The following is a 20,922-nucleotide window of genomic DNA, read 5'->3' as shown; positions in this document are numbered from 1 at the left end:
CAAGGGTCGCGCATCGCGCGGACCGGGCATTCCGCCAGACAGGAGCTTGCATGACACAGCGCACCACGGCCCTCACCGCGATCTTCGCACTGGCTTGCAGCGGGCCGGTTCTGGCCCAAAGCGATCAGGTACTGACCACACAGGACGACATCGGCGGTGTCTATGAGGGCACGTTCAAGGGCGGGTTGCAGCACGGCACCGGCACCTACCGTCTGCCCAATGGCTATGAATACACAGGCCAGTGGGAAAACGGTGAGATCAAGGGCAAGGGCGTCGCCCGGTTTCCCAACGGGTCGGTCTATGAGGGAGAGTTCGTCAAGGGCAAACCCCAAGGGCTGGGAAAGATCACGTTTTCCGATGGCGGCACCTATGAAGGGTATTGGAGCGACGGCAAGATCAACGGTCAGGGCATCGCGGTCTATGCCAATGGCGTGCGCTATGAAGGTGAGTTTCTGGATGCGCAGCATCACGGCACAGGCACGATGCAAAGCCCGGGTGGCTATGAATACCGTGGTGAGTGGGCAAACGGCGAGAAACAGGGAAAGGGTGTCATCACCTATCCCGACGGCGCCGTTTATGATGGCGATATCCTCAACGGCGAACGCCATGGCGAGGGCAAGCTGACCCTGCCCGATGGGCTGACCTATGTCGGACCCTGGAAAGAGGGCCAGATCGAAGGGATCGGCACCCTGACCCAACCCAACGGGGATGTTTACACCGGCATGCTGGTGGGCGGGAAACGGCAGGGCAAAGGCCGCGTGGACTACGCCAACGGCGACGTCTACGAGGGCGATTTCGCAGATGACCGGCGCGACGGTCAGGGCACGTTCACCGGGACAGATGGTTATGTCTACAAAGGATCGTGGATGGCCGGTCAGATCGAAGGCACCGGGACCGTCACCTATCCCGACGGATCGGTTTATACCGGCAGTTTCCAGGCCGATCTGGCCGACGGCGAAGGCAAGATAACCTATACGAACGGCTCCACCTATGAAGGCGGTTGGGTTGCTGGCGTGATCGAAGGGCGCGGAACCGCGACCTATGCTAACGGCACGGTCTATACCGGCGAATTCCGCAATGCCCGCAACCACGGACAGGGCGTGATGACCTACCCTGACGGCTACAAATACGATGGCATGTGGCAGGACGGTCAACGCCACGGCAAAGGCACGGCTACCTATTCCGACGGCTCCGTCTATACGGGCGAATTCGCAGACGGAAAACGCCACGGTCAGGGTGAAATTGTCATGGCGGGCGGGTTCCGCTATGTCGGCGAATGGCTGGATGGCGAAATCAGCGGCACCGGCACGGCGACCTACGCCAATGGCGATGTCTATGAGGGTGAGTTCGTCAAAGGCAAACGTCAGGGTACCGGAACCATGCGCTATGCCTCGGGGCAGGAAGCCAGCGGAACATGGGAAAACGGCGCGCTGAGCGAGAGGGAGTCGGAACCTGCCGACAGCCCTGACTCCGAACCCACCAGCGAAAGCAGCAACTGAGCCGTCATAGTCCTACCAGGGCACGGGGTTTCCGGCCCAGTCAAAGAACTGGCCGCTATCCTCGGGCGCCAGGCCCTTGATCACGGACAGCAGATTTTCTGCGGCCTGATCGGCGGGAACCGACGGATGCCGTGACAGGTACTTCCGTGTGAACGGCGTCTGGACGGTACCGGGATGAAGCGCCACGCAGATCGCCTTGGGGTGTGTCCGGGCCAACTCGATCGCACAGGTGTGCACCACCTGGTTCACGGCGGCCTTGGCGGCCCGGTAACTGACCCATCCGCCCAATCGATTGTCACCGATGGACCCGACCCGCGCCGACAGGACACCAACAACTGCACGGGTCTTGCGCGGAATCAGCGGCATCACGTGTTTCAACACCAGCGCCGGGCCAATGGCGTTCAGCGCGAACTGGTCCGCCATCGCCTGCGCAGTGACCGATTTGATGGTTTTCTCAGGGGCCGCCCCGTTGATTTCCAGAGCACCGGTCGCAACGAGGATCAGATCGAATGGCCCTGCGACGTCTGCGAGACCTTTTTCGACGCTCACCTCGTCCGTGACGTCCAGCCCATCGCGTGACCGCGACAGGCCCGTCACCTCAATGTTGCCCGCACTCAACGCCCCGGCAACTGCGGATCCGATCCCCCCGCTCGCCCCTATGATCAAAGCCCGTTCCATCGCTGAATAACTAGCCGCGCCGCCACATGTTTCAATGAATTTTCCGCGCGTCACGGACAGGCCAGCCCGTTCTGTGGCAGGGCGCGACCCAGAGATGGGCATATTCGGTCTTTTCTTTGCGCCACACACCGGTATAACCTGCGGCCATGACACGTCACGCACATATCCAGACGCCGACCGCATTCTGCGGCGCTGCCCTGCGTGGCCTACTGATCCTAACGCGCCTCTGAGCGTGCCTTTCGGCGCGCCCGCTCAGAGGATGCAGCCCGCGCGCCATTGGCTTTAGGACAGATACGAAAGATACCAAAATGACCCAATCCATCGACAAAGATCGCGTACTGATCTTCGACACGACGCTTCGCGACGGCGAACAATCGCCCGGCGCCACCATGACCCACGATGAAAAGCTCGAAATTGCCGGGCTGCTCGACGAAATGGGCGTGGACATCATCGAGGCCGGTTTTCCTATCGCCTCCGAGGGCGATTTCAAGGCCGTTTCCGACATTGCCCGCAATGCCAAGAACAGCGTGATCTGCGGTCTGGCCCGCGCGGCCACGGGCGATATCGACCGCTGTTGGGAGGCGGTGAAACACGCCCGCCAACCACGCATTCACACGTTTATTGGCACATCGCCGCTGCACCGCGCCATTCCCAACCTGACCATGGACGAAATGGCCGATCGCATCCATGAAACGGTCACCCATGCGCGCAACCTGTGCGACAACGTGCAATGGTCGCCCATGGATGCCACCCGCACCGAATGGGATTACCTGTGCCGCGTGGTCGAAATTGCGATCAAGGCCGGGGCCAGCACGATCAACATCCCCGACACGGTCGGCTATACCGCGCCCGAGGAATCCGCCAGCCTGATCCGCAACCTGATTTCCACGGTTCCCGGCGCGGACGAGGTGATTTTCGCCACCCATTGCCACAACGATCTTGGCATGGCGACCGCCAACAGCCTTGCTGCCGTCGCCGGCGGGGCCCGCCAGATCGAATGCACGATCAACGGTCTGGGCGAACGTGCCGGCAACACCGCGTTGGAAGAGGTGGTGATGGCCCTCAAGGTGCGCCACGACATCATGCCGTGGAATACCAATATCGACACGACCAAGATCATGAACATCTCGCGCCGCGTCGCGACCGTTTCGGGGTTCCCGGTACAGTTCAACAAGGCCATCGTGGGCAAGAACGCCTTTGCGCACGAAAGCGGCATCCACCAGGATGGGATGCTGAAAAACGCCGAGACGTTCGAGATCATGCGCCCCGAGGATGTCGGCCTTGCCGATACCAGCCTCGTGATGGGTAAGCATTCGGGCCGGGCAGCGCTGCGCGCGAAACTGTCCGATCTGGGGTTTGAGCTGGGGGATAACCAACTCAAGGATGTGTTCGTGCGGTTCAAGGAACTCGCCGACCGCAAGAAAGAGGTCTATGACGACGACCTGATCGCGCTGATGCGTGTGGGCGAAGACCCCGAAAACGACCGTCTCAAGATTAAGTCGCTTCGCGTTGTCTGCGGCACCGAGGGTCCGCAAACCGCCGATCTGGTGATGGATGTGGACGGCACCGAACACAGCACAACCCAAACCGGCGATGGCCCCGTGGATGCCACGTTCAACGCGGTCAAGGCTCTGTTCCCGCATGATGCACGGCTGCAGCTTTATCAGGTGCATGCGGTCACCGAAGGCACCGACGCCCAGGCCACCGTCAGCGTCCGGATGGAGGAAGACGGGCGCATTGTCACCGGTCAGTCAGCTGACACCGACACGGTCGTCGCTAGTGCCAAGGCCTATGTGCATGCCCTGAACCGCCTGATCGTGCGGCGCGAGAAATCCGCGCCCGGCGAAGACCGGCGCGAGATTTCGTACAAGGACGTGTCCTGATCTGATCCTCTCGCGCACCGTCCTGACCGGCCGGTGCGCGAAACCGGCACTGCGCACGCGGGCAGTCGGATGCCTTGCCCTGTTGCACGGCCCGACTTGGCGGAATGGCGCTGAACTGCGCGGAATCCGGCCTTTTACCCGCGCCCGCGCCCGCATATATATACTTGGCCTGCACTTGTCTGAGTCGTGGGCCAAAATGGCAGTTCTCTACAGGATCCCGATTTAATGGCCTTTTTTGATGCACTTGGCGGCTTGTTCACCGCAGACATGGCGATTGACCTGGGGACAGCCAACACGCTCGTCTACGTCAAAGGGCGCGGTATTATCCTGTCTGAACCGTCGGTCGTGGCCTATCACGTCAAGGACGGCGTCAAAAAGGTGCTGGCCGTGGGCGAGGACGCCAAGCTGATGCTTGGCCGCACGCCCGGCAGCATCGAAGCGATCCGCCCGATGCGCGAAGGCGTGATTGCCGATTTTGACACCGCCGAAGAAATGATCAAACATTTCATCCGCAAGGTGCACAAACGCTCGACTTTTTCAAAGCCCAAGATCATCGTCTGCGTGCCCCATGGGGCAACGCCCGTTGAAAAGCGCGCGATCCGCCAGTCGGTTCTGTCCGCCGGCGCCCGCCGCGCGGGGCTGATTGCAGAACCCATTGCCGCCGCGATCGGCGCGGGCATGCCCATTACAGACCCCACTGGCAACATGGTGGTCGACATCGGCGGCGGGACAACCGAAGTGGCCGTTCTGTCGCTGGGCGATATCGTTTACGCCCGTTCGGTCCGCGTCGGCGGTGACCGCATGGACGAGGCGATCATTTCCTACCTGCGCCGCCAGCAGAACCTTCTGGTGGGCGAAAGCACGGCGGAACGCATCAAGACCAGCATCGGCACCGCCCGCATGCCCGACGACGGGCGCGGCACATCGATGCAAATTCGGGGCCGCGACCTGTTGAACGGCGTGCCCAAGGAAATCGAGATTTCACAGGCCCAGGTGGCCGAGGCGCTGGCCGAACCGGTTCAGCAAATTTGCGAGGCGGTGATGACCGCGCTGGAAGCCACCCCACCCGATCTGGCCGCAGATATCGTCGACCGCGGCGTCATGCTGACCGGCGGTGGTGCGCTGCTGGGCGAATTGGATCTGGCCTTGCGTGAACAGACCGGGCTGGCGGTTTCGATTGCCGATGAAAGCCTGAACTGCGTGGCCCTGGGCACCGGCAAGGCGCTGGAATACGAAAAGCAATTGCGCCACGCGATTGACTACGACAGCTAGGGCACGCACCCTCGGGACCAGATGTCGCCCCGGCGGGTGAATTACCAAGAGGGTTCCATTGGCCAAGGACCGATCACAAAGCGACGACTACACCGGCCCCCTGCGACGATTGCTGATCGGGGTGATCTGCCTGTGCCTGATCGCCATCTTCCTTGTCTGGCGCATCGACAGTCCCCGCGTTGAGAGGTTTCGCGCCCAGGTGACCGATAACGTCGTGCCCAATATGGATTGGGCCCTGGCCCCGGTGACCGGCACCATCAATCTGATCCGCGATTTCCAAAGTTATCAACGTCTCGCCGAACAGAACCGCGAATTGCGTAGCGAATTACGCCAGATGCAGGCCTGGAAAGAAGCCGCGCTGCAACTGGAACAGGAAAACGCCCGGTTGCTCGACCTGAACAACGTGCGACTGGACCCGCGTCTGACCTTTGTCACCGGCGTCGTGATGGCCGACAGCGGATCCCCCTTTCGCCAATCCGTCCTGCTGAACGTGGGGGCGCGCGATGGCATCATGGATGGTTGGGCCGCCATGGACGGTATCGGCCTGGTCGGGCGCATATCCGGCACCGGGCAAAACACCTCCCGCGTGATCCTGCTGACCGATGCGGCCAGTTCGATCCCCGCCACGATCCAGCCATCCGGACAGTCGGCCCTGATCAAGGGCGACAACTCCGCCGCGCCGCTGGTGGATTTCCTGGAGAGTCCCGATCTGGTGCGCCCGGGTGACCGAGTGGTCAGTTCAGGCGATGGTGGTGTGTTCCCTGCCGGGGTGCTGATCGGTCAGGTGGCCGCCGCTCCGTCCGGGCGGCTGCGCGTGCGACTGGCCGCGGATTACGAGAGGCTCGAATTTCTGCGCGTTCTTCGCCACCACGGCACCGAAACCGTAAGCGACCCGGGCACCCTTGTGGCCCCGGCGGCCACCGTGCAGGCGACCGAGGAGGAACCGGGCGATGGCTGAACGGTCGGTCACGCACCTGTGGGTGATGCGCGCCGGGTTTGTCGGCCTCGCGATGCTGATCATCTTTTTCCACCTTATCCCGCTGGATACGGTGCCGCGCCGCTGGGCACCGCCGGATTTTCTGATGGCCTTTACACTCGCCTGGGTGCTGCGACGGCCGGACTATGCACCGGCGCTCAGCGTGGCCCTTGTCATGCTGATGGCCGATCTGATGTTCCAGCGCCCTCCGGGGCTTTTCGCGGTTCTGGTGGTGCTGGGGTCCGAATACCTCAAGGCCCGCGCCGCCAGCCTGGGCGAAGCCGGGTTTCTGGGGGAATGGGCCCTCGTCTGCATCGTGATCATTGCCATCACGATCGCCAACCGCCTTGTGCTGTCGGTCCTGCTGGTGGGTCAGCCCTCGCTGGGGCTGGGCCTGACGCAGATGTTGCTGACAATCGTGGTCTATCCGGTGGTCGTTCTGATCACACAAAGCGTTCTGGGCATTCGAAAACCGGCCCTCAACGATGGCCGCTCGTTTGGAGGCCGGGCATGACACGCAACATCAAGGATCTGGAATTCTCCCATCGCCAATTGGGTCGGCGCGCGCTTCTTCTGGGGGGGCTGCAGGCGGCGTTTGTAGGCGGTCTGGCCTTTCGCATGCGGTACCTGCAGGTCGATCAGGCCGATCAGTTCCGCCTGCTGGCCGAAGAAAACCGCATCAACATCCGCCTGATCCCGCCCGCCCGGGGCGAACTGTTTGATCTCAATGGCAAGGTTCTGGCCCGTAACGTGCCCAGCTATCGCATCATCGTCGTTCCTGAGGACGCAGGTGATGTCGAAAAGGTCATTGCCGACCTGTCGCGACTGGTCGAACTGGATGACGACGAACTGAACCGCGCCCTGACCGAAATCGAACGGACCCGCACAACGCCGTTCCTGCCGGTCACACTGTCGGATCGCGCAACATGGGAGGAGGTCAGCCGCGTCGCCGTGAACGCGCCCGCCCTGCCCGGCGTGACCCCCGAGGTCGGCCTGACCCGCGTCTACCCGCGCGGTGCCGACATGGCCCATGTGGTCGGATATGTCGGCCCGGTCAGCGACTATGACCTCAGCCAGATCGAAGACCCCGAACCGGTACTGCGAATCCCACGGTTTCAGATCGGCAAAGTCGGCATTGAGGCCAAGCAGGAGGAATTGCTGCGCGGCAAAGCCGGGGCCAAACGGGTCGAAGTAAATGCCACCGGTCGGATCATGCGCGAACTCGACCGCCGCGAAGGGCAACCGGGCGCCGACCTGCAACTTTGCATCGACGCCGACCTTCAGGGCTATGTTCAGGCGCGCCTCGGCAACGAAAGCGCCAGCGCGGTCGTGATCGATTGCGAGAACGGTGACCTGCGCGCCATCGCGTCTTCGCCCACGTTTGATCCAAACCTGTTTGTCCAGGGCATTTCTGTTGCCGACTATCGCGGTCTGACCGAAGACCCCTATCGCCCGCTGGCCAACAAGTCGGTGCAGGGCACCTATCCGCCCGGCTCGACCTTCAAGATGATCACGGCGATGGCCGCTCTTGAGGACGGGCTGATCGGTCCGGACGACACGGTATATTGTCCCGGTCACCTTGAGGTGTCAGGCCGCCGCTTTCACTGCTGGAAACGCGCGGGCCACGGACACATGGACCTGCAGAATTCGCTCAAGCAAAGTTGTGACGTCTACTATTACGATCTCGCGCTCAAGGTCGGGATCGACAAGATTTCCGCAATGGCCCGCCGGTTCGGGCTGGGCGTGCGCCACGATCTGCCGATGTCCGCCGTTGCCAGTGGCCTTGCCCCGGACCGCGCCTGGAAATCACGGGTGCACAATCAGGACTGGCTGATTGGCGACACGGCCAACTCCTCGATCGGTCAGGGCTATATGCTGGCCTCGCCGCTGCAACTGGCGGTAATGTCGGCCCGGATCGCCACCGGACGGTCCCTGTCCCCCCGTCTGGTCAAATCCATCAATGGTATCGAACAACCCAGCGGTGCCGGCGATAGCATGGGGCTGAACGAAAATAACCTGCGCAAAATCCGCCGCGGCATGTATGCGGTCAGCAATGATCGTCGCGGCACCGCCTATCGCAGCCGCATCATCGAAGACACCATGCGCATGGCGGGAAAGACCGGCACCAGCCAGGTGCGCAACATCACCGCCGCCGAACGCGCCGCCGGTGTGATCCGAAATCGCGACCTTCCGTGGGAACGCCGCGACCACGCCCTGTTCGTCAGCTTCGCCCCCTATGACGACCCGAAATTCGCGGTCTCCATAGTGGTTGAACATGGCGGCGGCGGATCGACCGCCGCGGCCCCGATCGCGCGCGACATCATGTTGCAGGCGCTTTACAACGGAACGCCGCCCTTGGCCGCCTATCCGACCGGCGATCGCAGCCGCATCAAGGCCCAGCAAGAACGCCTGCAACGCGAACGCCAAGAGGACGGCACCAGCGAAAGCAACCGCGCATGAGTTATCTTGAGTATAACGTCAAAGCCACGCCAACCGGGCTGCGCAAGGTTCTGTACCTGAACTGGCCGCTGAACCTGTTGCTCCTCAGTGTTGCCGGAGTTGGCTTCCTGATGCTCTATTCCGTCGCAGGCGGCTCGCTGACCCCCTGGGCCGAACCCCAGATGAAACGCTTTGCCTTTGGGTTTACCGCAATGTTGATCGTTGCAATGGTGCCGATCTGGTTCTGGCGCAACATGGCTGCCGTGGCCTATGGCCTGTCCATCCTGCTGCTGATCGCGGTCGAATTCTTTGGTGTCGAGGGCAAGGGCGCGCAACGCTGGATCGACATCGGGTTCATGCGATTGCAGCCGTCCGAGCTTATGAAAATCTCGCTGGTGATGCTGCTGGCCGCCTATTACGACTGGCTGCCGGCCAAGCGGGTCTCGCGCCCATTCTGGGTTCTGGTTCCTTTGCTGATCATCCTTCTGCCCACCTTCCTCGTTCTGCGCCAACCCGATCTGGGCACCTCGATCCTCCTGCTGACGGCCGGGGGCGGGCTGATCTTTCTGGCCGGGGCGCACTGGGCCTATTTCGCCGCCGTCATCGCTGCCGGGGTCGGCCTGATCACGGCCGTGTTCCAAAGCCGCGGTACCAGCTGGCAATTGCTGAAAGACTATCAATACCGACGCATAGACACGTTTCTGGATCCGGCCAGCGACCCGCTGGGCGCCGGGTATCACATCACCCAGTCCAAGATCGCTCTCGGTTCGGGCGGATGGACCGGGCGCGGGTTCATGCAAGGCACCCAATCGCGGCTGAACTTTCTGCCTGAAAAACACACGGACTTTATCTTCACCACGCTGGCCGAAGAATTCGGATTTCTGGGCGGCATCTCCCTGCTTGGCCTTTACGCGCTGATTGTCGTCTTTTGCGTCGCAACCGCGATGGCCACGCGTGACCGGTTTTCCTCGCTTGTGACACTTGGCGTGGCCATCACCTTCTTCCTGTTTTTTGCCGTCAACATGTCCATGGTCATGGGCCTTGCCCCGGTTGTGGGAGTTCCCTTGCCCATGGTCAGTTATGGTGGCTCGGCCATGCTGGTCCTTATGATTGCCTTCGGCCTTGTTCAAAGTGCCCATATCCACCGCCCGCGCGGGCGCATGAAATGAAAAAATGACCATAAATATCCTGTTTGCCGCCAAATCCGAAAGTTGGGAAAATTACCGATCGGCCCTGACCGACGCGCTCCGATGCGCCGGGCTGACTTTCGATCTGCGCGATGATTTCCCGCCGTCCGATGTCGACTACATCGTCTACGCCCCCAACAGCACGGTTCAGGATTTCACCCCTTACACACGGCTCAAGGCGGTGTTGAACCTCTGGGCCGGGGTCGAGGACGTGGTCGGCAACCCGACGCTGAAAGCCCCGCTTGCCCGCATGGTCGATGACGGGCTGACCCAGGGCATGCGCGAGTGGGTCACCGGGCACGTATTGCGCCACCATCTGGGCATGGATGCCCATATCGTGAACCCCGAACACCAATGGGCGCCTGTCGCCCCACCTCTGGCCAAAAACCGCGCCGTGTCGATCCTCGGCCTTGGCAGGCTGGGACAGGCCTGCGCCGAAACGCTCGCCGATCTCGGCTTTGCCGTATCCGGGTGGAGCCGTACCGCAAAATCGATCCCTCACGTCACGTGCCTGCACGGCGATCACGGGTTGGATCAGGCATTGAAGAACGCTGAAATTGTCGTGTTGCTGCTGCCCGACACCCCGGCCACCGAAAACACGCTTAATGCAGAAACGCTAGCCCTGTTGCCCACCAGAGCGGTCATCCTGAACCCCGGTCGGGGCGCGCTGATCGATGATGATGCCCTGTTGGCGGCGCTCGACGCAGGTCAGGTCGGCCACGCCACGCTTGACGCCTTCCGGACCGAACCCCTGCCCCACGAGCACCCCTACTGGTCGCATCGCCGTGTCACGGTCACACCGCATATCGCCTCGACCACACGGGTCGACACAGCCTCAGAGGTCGTCGCCGAGAACATCCGTCGCAACGAGGCTGGCATCCCCCTGCTTCACCTCGTAGACCGGTCACTGGGCTACTGATCCACCCTTCATCTTGCCCAAGGAAACTCCCGCCGGAGGCATCGCGTTTTTGCATCGCAAAAACGGAAAACAAAGGCGCGGCGCGGAACGCGCCTCAATTTCCATCACACGGCAAGGCCTCGGCCCTTCAACAGGGCCTCGACCCCGGGCAACCGCCCACGGAACGCCGTATAAAGCTCGGCCGCATCCCGGCTTCCGCCAGTGGACAGAATGTTCTCCTCCAAGGCTCTGGCGCGGTCTGCATCAAACGGCCCACCTGCCTCTTCAAAGGCCGCAAAGGCATCCGCATCCATGACTTCGGACCACATATAGCTGTAATATCCCGACGAATATCCGTCGCCAGAAAACACATGGGCAAAATGTGGTGTGGCGTGGCGCATTCCAATGGCATGTGGCATGCCCAGATCGGCGAGGATCTCCTCCTGCCGTACCATGATATCCTCGGGCGCGACACCTTCGTGAAACGCCAGATCAACCAGCGCCGAGGCGACATATTCCACCGTCTGGAAACCCATGTCGAAATTGGCCGCTTTGAGAACCTTGTCCAGCATCGCGGCGGGCATCGCTTCGCCGGTTTCAGCATGGGTGGCAAATTCGCCCAGAACTTCGGGCACTTCCAGCCAATGCTCATAAAGCTGACTGGGCAGTTCGACGAAATCGCGCGCCACCGATGTGCCCGAGACCGATTCATAGGTCACATTCGACAGCATCTGATGCAGCGCATGGCCAAATTCGTGAAACAGCGTGCGGGCGTCGTCATATGACAACAGCGCCGGATCGCCCTTGGCAAAGTTGCACACGTTGATCACCACCGGCGTCTGTTTCTGCGGGAACTTCGCCTGGCTGCGCATCGCGCTGCACCAGGCACCCGACCGCTTCGAACCACGGGCAAAATAATCGCCTATGAATACGGCTACATGCTTGCCGCCCCGCGTCACCTCCCACGCCCGGCAATCGGCGTGATAAAGCGGCACATCCAGCGGTTTGAACTCCAGTCCGAACAAGCGGGTCGCACAGGCAAACGACGCCTCGATCATCCGCTCCAGTTGCAGGTATGGTTTCAGCTCGGCCTCATCCAGATCATGCTCGGCCTTGCGCCGCTGTTCCGCGTAGTACCGCCAGTCCCACGGCTGGAGCGCCCCGTTCACCCCATCAGTGCGCAGCATTTCTGTCAGCACCGCGGCATCCGCCTCGGCCTGCGCCCGGGCCGGGCCCCAGACGGCCATCAGCAAGTCCCGCACCTTGGCCGGTTCCTTGGCCATCTCGGTTTCCAGTTTGTAATCCGCAAAGCTGTCATAGCCCAGCAAAGCAGCCCGCTCTGCGCGCAGCCGAAGAATTTCACCGGCAATGTCGCGATTGTCCGTTTTGCCTCCATTCGCCCCCCGCGCAGCCCACGCACGATAGGCTTTCTCGCGCAAATCCCGCCGCGGCGAAAATTGCAGGAACGGCACGATCAAAGACCGCGACAGGGTGACCACCGGCCCGGCGGCGCCTTTTTCGGCCCCCGCCGCGCGGGCCGCATCGACCACGAATTGCGGCAGTCCTTCCAGGTCCTCTTCGGACAGGTCCATGAACCACTCTCGCTCGTCCGCCAACAGGTTCTGGGTGAAATCTGTGCCCAGCGTGGCCAACCGCCCCTTGATCTCTTTCATGCGCGATTCCGCGTCACCTTCCAGCGCCGCGCCCGACCGGACAAACCCGCGATGGGTCAGCATCAAGACACGCGCCTGCTCATCCGTCAGATCCAGCGCATCGCGCTGATCCCACACCGCTGCCAAACGCCGGAACAGCCCCTTGTTGGCTGAAATCTCGGAAAAATGCGCCGCCAGCTTGGGGGAAAACTCTCTCTGCAACTCTTCCCTTTTGGTGTTGCTGTCCGCCCCGGCCACGGTGAAAAAGACGCTCAGAACCTTGTCCAGATTTTCGCCCGCGCGCTCCAGCGCCTCAACCGTATTGGCAAAGCTCGGCTCGGACGCATCGCTGGCGATCGCGTCGATCTCTTCCCTATGCGCACTCAGCGCCAGGTCCAGTGCCGGGGCAAAATCCTCATCCGAAATCGCATCGAATGGTGCTATCTCGAACGGCGTTGACCAATCGGCCAGAAGGGGGTTGTTCATATGGATGCTCCTTTGCAGGGCAAGCTATGCAGCCCCATGCAGGACGTCCAGAGCCAAGCCGCGAAATTGCGCCAGTTCACCCCGCTTTGGCATCCCCGCACACCGGACAATCCGCCCGGGGTTTCAGCACGATCTTGCGACTTTCGCCATAAAGCGCGTCATAAATCATCATTTCCCCGCGCAGAACCGTGCCCGCGCCAGTGATCAGCTTGATCGCCTCCACCGCCATCATCGCGCCGACAACCCCTGGCAACGGACCGATTACTCCGGCCTCGGCACAGGACGGGGCCAGCTCCGGCGCGGGTGCCGAGGGGAATATGCATTGATAGCAGGGCGCGCCATGGGCCGGATCAAACACGCTTAACTGGCCTTCCCACTGGGACAAGGCGCCTGATATCAGCGGCTTGCCTGCGGCGGCGCATGTGCGGTTGACCAGATAGCGGGTTTCGAAATTGTCAGTCCCATCCAGCACCAGATCGTAATCGTCGATCAGGTCGTCGGCGATCTCTGCGCTCAGACGCCGGTTATAGGGGCGCACCGTGACAAAGGGGTTCTGTGCCTCCATCGCCGCCTGCGCGGAAAATACCTTGGGTTTGCCGACATCGGTATCGCGGTGGATGACCTGGCGCTGCAGGTTCGCGTTATCGACCACATCATGGTCAATCACCCCGATGGTGCCCACGCCCGCCGCCGCCAGATATTGCAGCGCCGGCGCGCCCAGCCCCCCAGCCCCAATGACCAGCACGCGCGCATCCTTCAGCCGCTTTTGCCCCGGCCCTCCGATCTCACGCAACACGATATGGCGGGCATACCGATCAAGCTCCGTTTCGCTGAACGCTCCGGGTTTTGCCGCATCCTTAGGCTCCGTCTTGCCCCGGGCCCGACGGCGCAAGGCGCCAACGACGCGGCCGTAGGCGAGCGCAACCACGCCAAACCCGCCCAGCAAAAGCCACAACGCCGGTGACCCGCCGGTCGCCTCGCGCAGCGGATGTCCCGCAGGCAGGATAAGTTGCAGCGCAAGCACCCCCGACAGCAACAGCGCAATCATGATCAGGCGCTGCGAGCGAGGCGCACCAATGGCCATCCCCAGCCCCCACAACAGGGCAGCAAGTACGAAGACAAGGATCATCAGCCGGTCCCGGTCGACCCAAAGCCGCCAGCGCCGCGCGCGGTGTCGCTCAACCCTTCGGCCAGTTCGAATGCCGCCCGTGTTACCGGCGCCACGACCATCTGGGCAATGCGCGCGCCATGGACAATCACGAACGGATCGCTCCCGGCGTTCATGACGATCACACCGAGCGGCCCACGGTAATCGCTGTCAATCGTCCCCGGCGCATTGGGCAGCGTGATCCCATGCTTGAGCGCCAGCCCCGAGCGCGGCCGGATCTGCACCTCATAACCATCGGGAATCTCAACCCGCAACCCTGTCGGCACCAACGCCCGCTCTCCCGGCGCCAGTGTCATTTCGCCCCGGTCCGGCAGGTTCGCGCGCAGATCCGCCCCCGCCGCCCCGGCCGTTTCATAAGACGGCAATGGCACCGCATCATCGGCACCCTCGTCAAGTGTGACACGGATCACGACCATTCCCGTTTCCAGTTTCATCTTACCAAACAAACTCCCGCCGGAGGCATGAAAATCATGTCACCAACGCATCCGCAATGCGCGCTGCCAGCCGCTGGGCAACCTCGTCCTTGCCCATCCGCGGCCATTCCTCGGCGCCGTCCTGCGAAATCAGAACCACGGCGTTCTCCGAGCCGCCCATGATCCCCGTCGCCGGGCTCACGTCATTGGCCACGATCCAGTCGCATCCCTTGCGCTTGCGCTTGGCCGTTGCATTCTCGACCACGTCATCGGTCTCGGCGGCAAAGCCCACGACAAGACCGGGACGCCCCTGCTTCATCTGTGCCACGCGGGCCAGAATGTCGGGGTTCTCCGCAAACTCCAGCAGCGGCAGGCCGTCTTTCGATTTCTTCAATTTCCGGTCCGAGGCGCTGGCTACACGCCAGTCGGCCACGGCAGCGGCAAACACCGCAGCATCCGCGGGCAAGGCCGCATCCACCGCGTCTGACATCTGTTGTGCGGTTTCGATCCGCACGACGTCGGCCCCTCCGGGCGGCGGCACATCGGCGGGACCGGTGACAAAGACAACGTCAGCCCCCAGCGCAACAAGAGCCCGCGCAATCGCACTGCCCTGCGCGCCCGAGGACCGGTTGGCGATATAACGCACCGGGTCAATTGGTTCATGGGTCGGGCCAGAGGTCACGATGATCCGCTTCCCCTTCAACGGCCCATCGCCCAGCACGGCGCCGACGGCCGTGACAATCTCATCCGGTTCGGCCATGCGCCCCGGCCCAAATTCGCCGCAGGCCATACCGCCGTCGTTCGGGCCGACAAACCGGATGCCATCCGTTTTCAGCTGAGCAAGGTTGCGTCGGGTCGCCGGATGCTCCCACATCCGGACATTCATCGCAGGCGCGATCAGGACCGGCGTGTCGGTCGCCATCAACAGGGTCGAGGCAAGATCATTGGCCAAACCGCCCGCCATCTTGCCCATCAAGTCCGCCGTTGCAGGCGCCACCACCACCAGATCGGCGCTGCGCGACAACTGGATGTGGCCCATCTCGGCCTCGTCAGTCAGATCGAACAGATCGCGGTACACTTTCTGCCCGGCCAGCGCCGACACCGACAGCGGAGTCACGAATTCTTCGGCCGCACGGGTCAGCACAGGGATCACAGTAGCGCCCTGATCCTGCAACCGGCGGATCAGTTCCAACGATTTATAGGCCGCAATCCCGCCGCCGATGATCAGAAGAATACGTTTGGAGGCCAGCATTTAGCGCACCTTTTGCTCAGAACCCACCCGACCATAGGCGCGCCGGGCCGGTTCTGCCAGTGCGAATTGGATCACGTCCCGGTCTGGTGAACGGTCCGCGCCACCCCTCGCATATTTATGCCAGCAGGTGTCTCACTTCGCGGGTCTCGGATTCCAGTGTCTTGCGCATTTTCTGAAACGCTCCGGCCTCAAGCTGGCGTACACGTTCCTTGGACAGGCCAAGCTCATTGCCCAGGCTCTCAAGGGTTCTCGGCTGATCGCGCAGTTTGCGCTCGCGCACAATGAACCGCTCACGCTCGTTCAGGCCATTCATGGCCGAGATCAGCCATTCGCGCAGTTGCTGCGTATCGTGACGATCCTCGACAACTTCGGCGGCCTGGGCGCTGTCATCCTCCAGCGCATCAATCCACTCGCGCCCGTCCTCGTCTGCGGATTGCACGGCATTCAGCGAAAAATCCGACCCCGAAAGCCGCCCGTCCATCATTTCGACATCGTGCAGCGGCACGCCGATTTCAGTCGAGATCATTTGGTGTAACTGGCTGCGATCCAAGTTCTCACCCCTTGCCAGCGCCTCGCGCTCTAATCGCGCCTGAACGCGCTTCATGTTGAAAAACAGAGACTTCTGAGACGACGTGGATCCAGTACGCACCATCGACCAGTTGCGCATCACGAAATCCTGGATCGAAGCCTTGATCCACCAGACCGCGTATGTGGAGAACCGCACACCGCGATCCGGGTCGAATTTGTCTGCCGCTTTCATCAGGCCCAGTCCGGCCTCTTGAATAAGGTCATTCATCGGCGCGCCATAGCGACGGAACTTCGACGCCATTGAAATGGCAAGACGCATGTAGGCGTTGATAAGCCGGTGCAACGCCTGTTCATCGCGTTCGTCGCGCCAGGCATAGGCAAGTTTCAATTCCGTCTCGGCATCGAGAAGTTCGGCCTTCATGGCCTGACGTGTGACAGTTCGGTCCTGAGAGACATCCAGTGGCATGTAACACCCCTAACGATAGCTGTGCCTTGTTTTGCGGGTTCACACTATATACGCATTGTAACGCTATCTGGTTCAGTTTGAGGTCAAAAAAAAGTGTTGCCAGCGACAACATTGGTTCTGGGCGGGGCCGCATCGGGAAAGTCGGCCTATGCCGAATTGCTGGTGACACGCAGGCCGTCGCCATGGGTCTACCTTGCCACTGCACAGGCCTTTGACGACGAAATGCGTCACAAGATCGACGATCATATCGCGCGCCGCGCGGCGGGATGGAAAACCGAAGAGACGCCGCTGGACGCCGCGGCGCATCTGGCTGACCTTCCGGCCGGGGCAACATGCCTGTTCGATTGCGCAACCATGTGGCTTTCCAATCACTTGCTGGCCGACAGCGATCTGGAACATGAACAAATCATGCTGCTGGCGGCGATCGAAAAATCACCCGCCCATATCATCATCGTCTCGAATGAGGTCGGCCATGGCATCGTGCCGGACAATGCCCTCGCCCGCCGTTTTCGCGAGGCCCAGGGCCGGCTGAACATCCTGCTGGCGGCGCAGGCCGATGTGGTCGTTCAGGTGACCGCCGGCTTGCCCCGCACGCTCAAAGGAGACGCGCCATGACGCGTCTGCATCTGGTGCGTCACGGACCGACCCATGCCAAATCAATGGTGGGCTGGTCCGACCTGCCCGCCGACCTCAGTGACACGCAGGCCCTTGATCGTCTGGCCGCGCACCTGCCGGCCAGCGCGGTTGTCGTGTCATCCGATCTCACCCGCGCCAGCGCCACTGCGGATGCGATTCAGGGGGCGCGGCGCCGGTTGCCGCATCTTGAAAACCTGCGCGAAATCAATTTTGGCGCGTGGGAACTGCGCCGCTTTGCCGAGATCGAGGAAGAAGACCCCGATCACATCCGCGCCTATTGGGAAACGCCCGGCGATGTCCGCCCGCCCGGCGGAGAAAGCTGGAACGAAGTGCGCGCGCGGGTCGATGCCACCGTCGATGCGCTGATGGAGGCGCACGCAGATCGCGACCTTATCATCGTGGCCCATTTCGGCGTGATCCTCACCCAGGTGCAGCGCGCCCTGCAGCTGGACGCGAGCCAGGCGTTTTCGCACCGCATCGACAACCTGTCGGTCACGCAACTGAACCGCCACAGGGCAGGTTGGGACGTGGGGCACATCAATCATCTGCCGTGATGGCACTGCGCACAAAACAGAATTTTACCGCCGTGTCCGGCACCGCCTAGTCTGCCCCGCATGAACTATGATCTTTTTGTCGGCGACCGCATGTTTTCCAGTTGGTCGCTGCGCGGATGGCTGATGTTCGAGAAATTCAACATCCCCTGCGACACCCATCTTGTTGGCCTCTATTCCGGGACGATGGCCGACGACCTGAAACCGCTGGCGCCTGCGCGGCTGGTCCCGGCCGTGCGCACCCCCGAGGGCACGGTCATCGGTGAAAGTCTGGCCATTGCCGAAACGCTGGCCGAACGGCACTCCGATGCAGGGCTGTGGCCCGCCGATCCTGCCAGTCGCGCAACGGCCCGCTGGCTCTGCGCCGAAATGGTCGGCGGGTTCTCGGCCCTGCGCGGCGACTGCCCGATGCAATTGCAGTATTGCAACGTCGGATTTCAACCTTCCGACGCCGTCCTGGCCGACCTGAACCGGATTGAAATCCTCTGGGCTCATGCCCGCGCGGTTTCGCGGTCGCAGACACCATATCTGTTTGGCGCCTATTCGCTGGCGGATGTCTTCTATACACCCGTCGCGGCCCGAATTGTCGGGTACGGATTGCCGGTCAGCGACACCGCTCTGTCCTATTGCCACGGCTTGCTGGGCGATCCGGCGGTTCGCGCGTGGCGCACCGAGGCGCTGAAGGTCAGCTACGACCCGGATCCCTATGACCAGGGTCTGCCAACCACACCTTGGCCCGCATTCGACTGACGCAGCCTTCAAAATTAACCATTATTAAACCCCTGAACCGCTAGCCGTTAATCAACTGCTAACCACGTTCAGGGGTCAATATGGTTGCCCGCGCCTATACCGTTGCCTTTCAGGGCGTGCAGGCCCGCCTGGTCGAAGTGCAATGCGCCGTCACCCCCGGCCTGCCCGCCTTTGCGGTTGTCGGCCTGCCGGACAAGGCCGTGTCCGAGGCCCGCGATCGCGTGCGCAGCGCGCTCAGCGCGATGGCCATTGCGCTGCCCTCCAAACGCATCACGATCAACCTGTCGCCCGCCGATCTGCCCAAGGAGGGCAGTCATTTCGATCTGCCCATCGCACTGGCCCTGCTGGCCGCGCTGGACATCGTGCCGACGGATGCTGCGGAAAACACCGTTGCTCTGGGGGAATTGTCGCTCGACGGGTCGCTGGTGCCGGTCCTTGGTGCCCTGCCCGCCGCCATGGCCGCAGCCGAGGAAGAGCGCACCCTTCTCTGCCCCAAGGCATCGGGCGCCGAGGCCGCATGGGTCGGCGCAACCCAGGTCATTGGCGCGGCATCCCTGGGCGACGTAGTGCGTCATTTCACGGGCCAGTCTCCGATCCCTCCCGCAGAACCCGGAGAGATCAGCGAAACCTATGCGGGGCCGGATCTGCGTGATGTCAAAGGGCAGGAACGCGCCAAGCGGGCCATGGAAATCGCGGCCGCCGGGCGGCATCACCTGATGATGGTCGGCACACCCGGCTCTGGCAAATCCATGCTGGCTGCGCGCATTCCCGGCATCCTGCCGCCCCTCACCGCGCCCGAGGCGCTGGAAACCTCGATGATCCAATCGCTCTGCGGCCTGCTGGATGAAGGTGGCATAAACCGCGCTCGCCCCTTCCGCGAGCCGCATCACACCGCATCCATGGCCGCCATCGTCGGTGGCGGGCGCAACGCCAAGCCGGGTGAAATCAGCCTCGCCCATAACGGCGTTCTGTTCATGGATGAATTCCCCGAGTTTTCGCGAACGGTTCTTGAGACCCTCCGCCAGCCGATCGAGACGGGCGAGGTGATGATCGCGCGGGCCAACGCGCACGTAAAATACCCCTGCAAATTCATGCTGGTCGCCGCCGCCAACCCGTGCAAATGCGGATATCTCAGTGACCCGTCCCGCGCCTGCGCCCGCGTTCCCCAATGCGGCGAAGATTACCTGGGCCGCATTTCCGGCCCCTTGATGGACCGGTTTGATCTGCGCCTCGAAGTTCCCCCGGTGGCCTTTGCCGATCTCGATCTTCCGGCTTCGGGCGACAATTCGGCCACCGTCGCCGCCCGTGTCGCTACCGCGCGCGACAGACAGTCCATCCGCTTTGCCGATGCGCCGGGGATGCGCCAGAATGCCGATGCCGAGGGCAGCCAGCTTGAGGAAATCGCCACACCCGACGCCGAAGGGCGCGAATTGTTGATCCGGGTGGCGGAAAAATTCGGTCTGTCCGCACGCGGATATCACCGCGTTCTGCGCGTGGCCCGCACCATCGCCGACCTGGCGGGCGAAGACGACGTGCGTCGCCCGCATGTCGCCGAAGCGCTGAGTTTCAGGCTGATTACCGGGGCGAATTAAAGCGAAGGTGTCTTTAGTCCGTCAATGCCAAGGAAAACACTTGGTTCAGATAGGCCTGGTCCTGAATGCGAAAATGGGTCTGCCCGATGTTCTGAAACCCCTGTGCGAGGTAGAATGCGATTGCCGGCGTGTTTTCGGAATTTGTCGCAAGCCAGACCGACGCAACACCGTTTTCCCGGCAGTGGCGCAAACCTTCGGCCAGCAACGCTTTTCCCAGACCTTTGCCGTGATGCCGGGGTTGCACGTAGAGGGTTGAAATTTCGGTTGTGGAACACCCGTCGACCGGCCCTGATTTGCCGGCGCTCACACGGATGAACCCATCGATGCCTTCGTCGTTCTGGGACACGGCAAGGTATTCGTTGGGGTCGGCGAGGACCGACTCAAACTTGGCCTTTGTGAATTCTGCCAGCGCGTAATCTGCAAAAAACGCGCCTATGCCCCGGCGCAGGTATGTGCCCAACCAGACCTCCAGTGATAGCGCCGCAAGGCTGGACGCATCAGATTTCAAGGCCCGTCTGAGTTTCATAAACGCTCCCGATCACGAGTGAGCAGAGCACGACATGCGCTGTCGATGCACGACTCAGGCCGAACGCGCA

General features: G+C 62.1%; 19 protein-coding genes. 12 read left to right on the top strand and 7 right to left on the bottom strand.

Annotated features, from left to right (window positions below):
- Positions 1–50 precede the first annotated feature (50 nt).
- Complete coding sequence (locus tag ACXYMO_RS09740; protein WP_458878504.1) at positions 51–1,499, top strand: MORN repeat-containing protein; 1,449 nt, start codon at positions 51–53, stop codon at positions 1,497–1,499.
- Positions 1,500–1,511: 12 nt separating this feature from the next.
- Here the strand turns inward: ACXYMO_RS09740 and ACXYMO_RS09735 are convergent, their stop codons facing one another.
- Complete coding sequence (locus ACXYMO_RS09735; protein WP_458878503.1) at positions 1,512–2,177, bottom strand: SDR family NAD(P)-dependent oxidoreductase; 666 nt, start codon at positions 2,175–2,177, stop codon at positions 1,512–1,514.
- 308 nt (positions 2,178–2,485) lie between these two features.
- On the opposite strand from ACXYMO_RS09735, the gene ACXYMO_RS09730 reads away from it, so the two are divergent.
- The 7 genes from ACXYMO_RS09730 to ACXYMO_RS09700 all read left to right on the top strand — a co-directional run bounded on the left by ACXYMO_RS09730 (position 2,486) and on the right by ACXYMO_RS09700 (position 10,853).
- The gene (locus ACXYMO_RS09730) at positions 2,486–4,060 is read left to right on the top strand and encodes a 2-isopropylmalate synthase (RefSeq protein WP_458878502.1); all 1,575 of its coding nucleotides are present in this window, start codon (positions 2,486–2,488) and stop codon (positions 4,058–4,060) included.
- Between the two features lie 225 nt (positions 4,061–4,285).
- Positions 4,286–5,332 carry a rod shape-determining protein gene (locus ACXYMO_RS09725; RefSeq protein ID WP_458878501.1) on the top strand — a complete coding sequence of 349 codons (1,047 nt, stop codon included), beginning with the start codon at positions 4,286–4,288 and terminating at the stop codon, positions 5,330–5,332.
- A 58-nt stretch (positions 5,333–5,390) separates the two neighbouring features.
- Positions 5,391–6,290: a rod shape-determining protein MreC gene (gene mreC, locus ACXYMO_RS09720; RefSeq protein WP_458878500.1), complete on the top strand. Its 900-nt coding sequence runs from the start codon at positions 5,391–5,393 to the stop codon at positions 6,288–6,290.
- Positions 6,283–6,822: a rod shape-determining protein MreD gene (locus tag ACXYMO_RS09715; RefSeq protein WP_458878499.1), complete on the top strand. Its 540-nt coding sequence runs from the start codon at positions 6,283–6,285 to the stop codon at positions 6,820–6,822. The genes mreC and ACXYMO_RS09715 overlap by 8 nt, the downstream gene beginning before the upstream one ends.
- Positions 6,819–8,768 (top strand): penicillin-binding protein 2, encoded by a 1,950-nt coding sequence (gene mrdA, locus ACXYMO_RS09710; protein ID WP_458878498.1) that lies wholly within the window; start codon positions 6,819–6,821, stop codon positions 8,766–8,768. The genes ACXYMO_RS09715 and mrdA overlap by 4 nt, the downstream gene beginning before the upstream one ends.
- Positions 8,765–9,916, top strand: coding sequence for a rod shape-determining protein RodA (gene rodA / locus ACXYMO_RS09705; protein ID WP_458878497.1), 1,152 nt, complete (start codon positions 8,765–8,767; stop codon positions 9,914–9,916). The genes mrdA and rodA overlap by 4 nt, the downstream gene beginning before the upstream one ends.
- Before the next feature lie 4 nt (positions 9,917–9,920).
- On the top strand, positions 9,921–10,853 hold the full coding sequence (locus ACXYMO_RS09700) for a 2-hydroxyacid dehydrogenase (RefSeq protein ID WP_458878496.1): 933 nt from the start codon (positions 9,921–9,923) through the stop codon (positions 10,851–10,853).
- Positions 10,854–10,957: 104 nt separating this feature from the next.
- Here the strand turns inward: ACXYMO_RS09700 and ACXYMO_RS09695 are convergent, their stop codons facing one another.
- The 5 genes from ACXYMO_RS09695 to ACXYMO_RS09675 all read right to left on the bottom strand — a co-directional run bounded on the left by ACXYMO_RS09695 (position 10,958) and on the right by ACXYMO_RS09675 (position 16,797).
- Entirely contained in the window at positions 10,958–12,970 is a 2,013-nt protein-coding gene (locus ACXYMO_RS09695; protein WP_458878495.1) for a M3 family metallopeptidase, read from the bottom strand.
- 76 nt (positions 12,971–13,046) lie between these two features.
- On the bottom strand, positions 13,047–14,099 hold the full coding sequence (locus tag ACXYMO_RS09690) for a HesA/MoeB/ThiF family protein (protein WP_458878494.1): 1,053 nt from the start codon (positions 14,097–14,099) through the stop codon (positions 13,047–13,049).
- A complete protein-coding gene (dut, locus tag ACXYMO_RS09685) occupies positions 14,099–14,554 on the bottom strand; it encodes a dUTP diphosphatase (protein ID WP_458879072.1) in 456 nt (151 codons plus the stop codon). The genes ACXYMO_RS09690 and dut overlap by 1 nt, the downstream gene beginning before the upstream one ends.
- A 52-nt stretch (positions 14,555–14,606) precedes the next feature.
- On the bottom strand, positions 14,607–15,803 hold the full coding sequence (coaBC, locus tag ACXYMO_RS09680) for a bifunctional phosphopantothenoylcysteine decarboxylase/phosphopantothenate--cysteine ligase CoaBC (protein WP_458878493.1): 1,197 nt from the start codon (positions 15,801–15,803) through the stop codon (positions 14,607–14,609).
- A 115-nt stretch (positions 15,804–15,918) separates the two neighbouring features.
- On the bottom strand, positions 15,919–16,797 hold the full coding sequence (locus ACXYMO_RS09675) for an RNA polymerase factor sigma-32 (RefSeq protein ID WP_458878492.1): 879 nt from the start codon (positions 16,795–16,797) through the stop codon (positions 15,919–15,921).
- Positions 16,798–16,890: 93 nt separating this feature from the next.
- Between ACXYMO_RS09675 and cobU the strand changes: the two genes are divergently transcribed.
- The 4 genes from cobU (at position 16,891) to ACXYMO_RS09655 (ending at position 20,326) form a co-directional block, all read left to right on the top strand.
- Entirely contained in the window at positions 16,891–17,412 is a 522-nt protein-coding gene (gene cobU, locus ACXYMO_RS09670) for a bifunctional adenosylcobinamide kinase/adenosylcobinamide-phosphate guanylyltransferase (protein ID WP_458878491.1), read from the top strand.
- Entirely contained in the window at positions 17,409–17,987 is a 579-nt protein-coding gene (locus ACXYMO_RS09665; protein ID WP_458878490.1) for a histidine phosphatase family protein, read from the top strand. The genes cobU and ACXYMO_RS09665 overlap by 4 nt, the downstream gene beginning before the upstream one ends.
- A gap of 60 nt (positions 17,988–18,047) precedes the next feature.
- A complete protein-coding gene (locus ACXYMO_RS09660) occupies positions 18,048–18,734 on the top strand; it encodes a glutathione S-transferase (protein ID WP_458878489.1) in 687 nt (228 codons plus the stop codon).
- An 80-nt stretch (positions 18,735–18,814) separates the two neighbouring features.
- The gene (locus tag ACXYMO_RS09655) at positions 18,815–20,326 is read left to right on the top strand and encodes a YifB family Mg chelatase-like AAA ATPase (RefSeq protein WP_458878488.1); all 1,512 of its coding nucleotides are present in this window, start codon (positions 18,815–18,817) and stop codon (positions 20,324–20,326) included.
- Between the two features lie 13 nt (positions 20,327–20,339).
- On the opposite strand, the gene ACXYMO_RS09650 is transcribed toward ACXYMO_RS09655, so the two are convergent.
- Entirely contained in the window at positions 20,340–20,852 is a 513-nt protein-coding gene (locus ACXYMO_RS09650) for a GNAT family N-acetyltransferase (protein ID WP_458878487.1), read from the bottom strand.
- Positions 20,853–20,922 lie beyond the last annotated feature (70 nt).

The sequence above is a fragment of the Arenibacterium sp. CAU 1754 genome (assembly GCF_054482635.1).
Note: the sequence above shows the minus strand (reverse complement) of the source record. Positions and strands in the feature narration are given on the sequence as shown.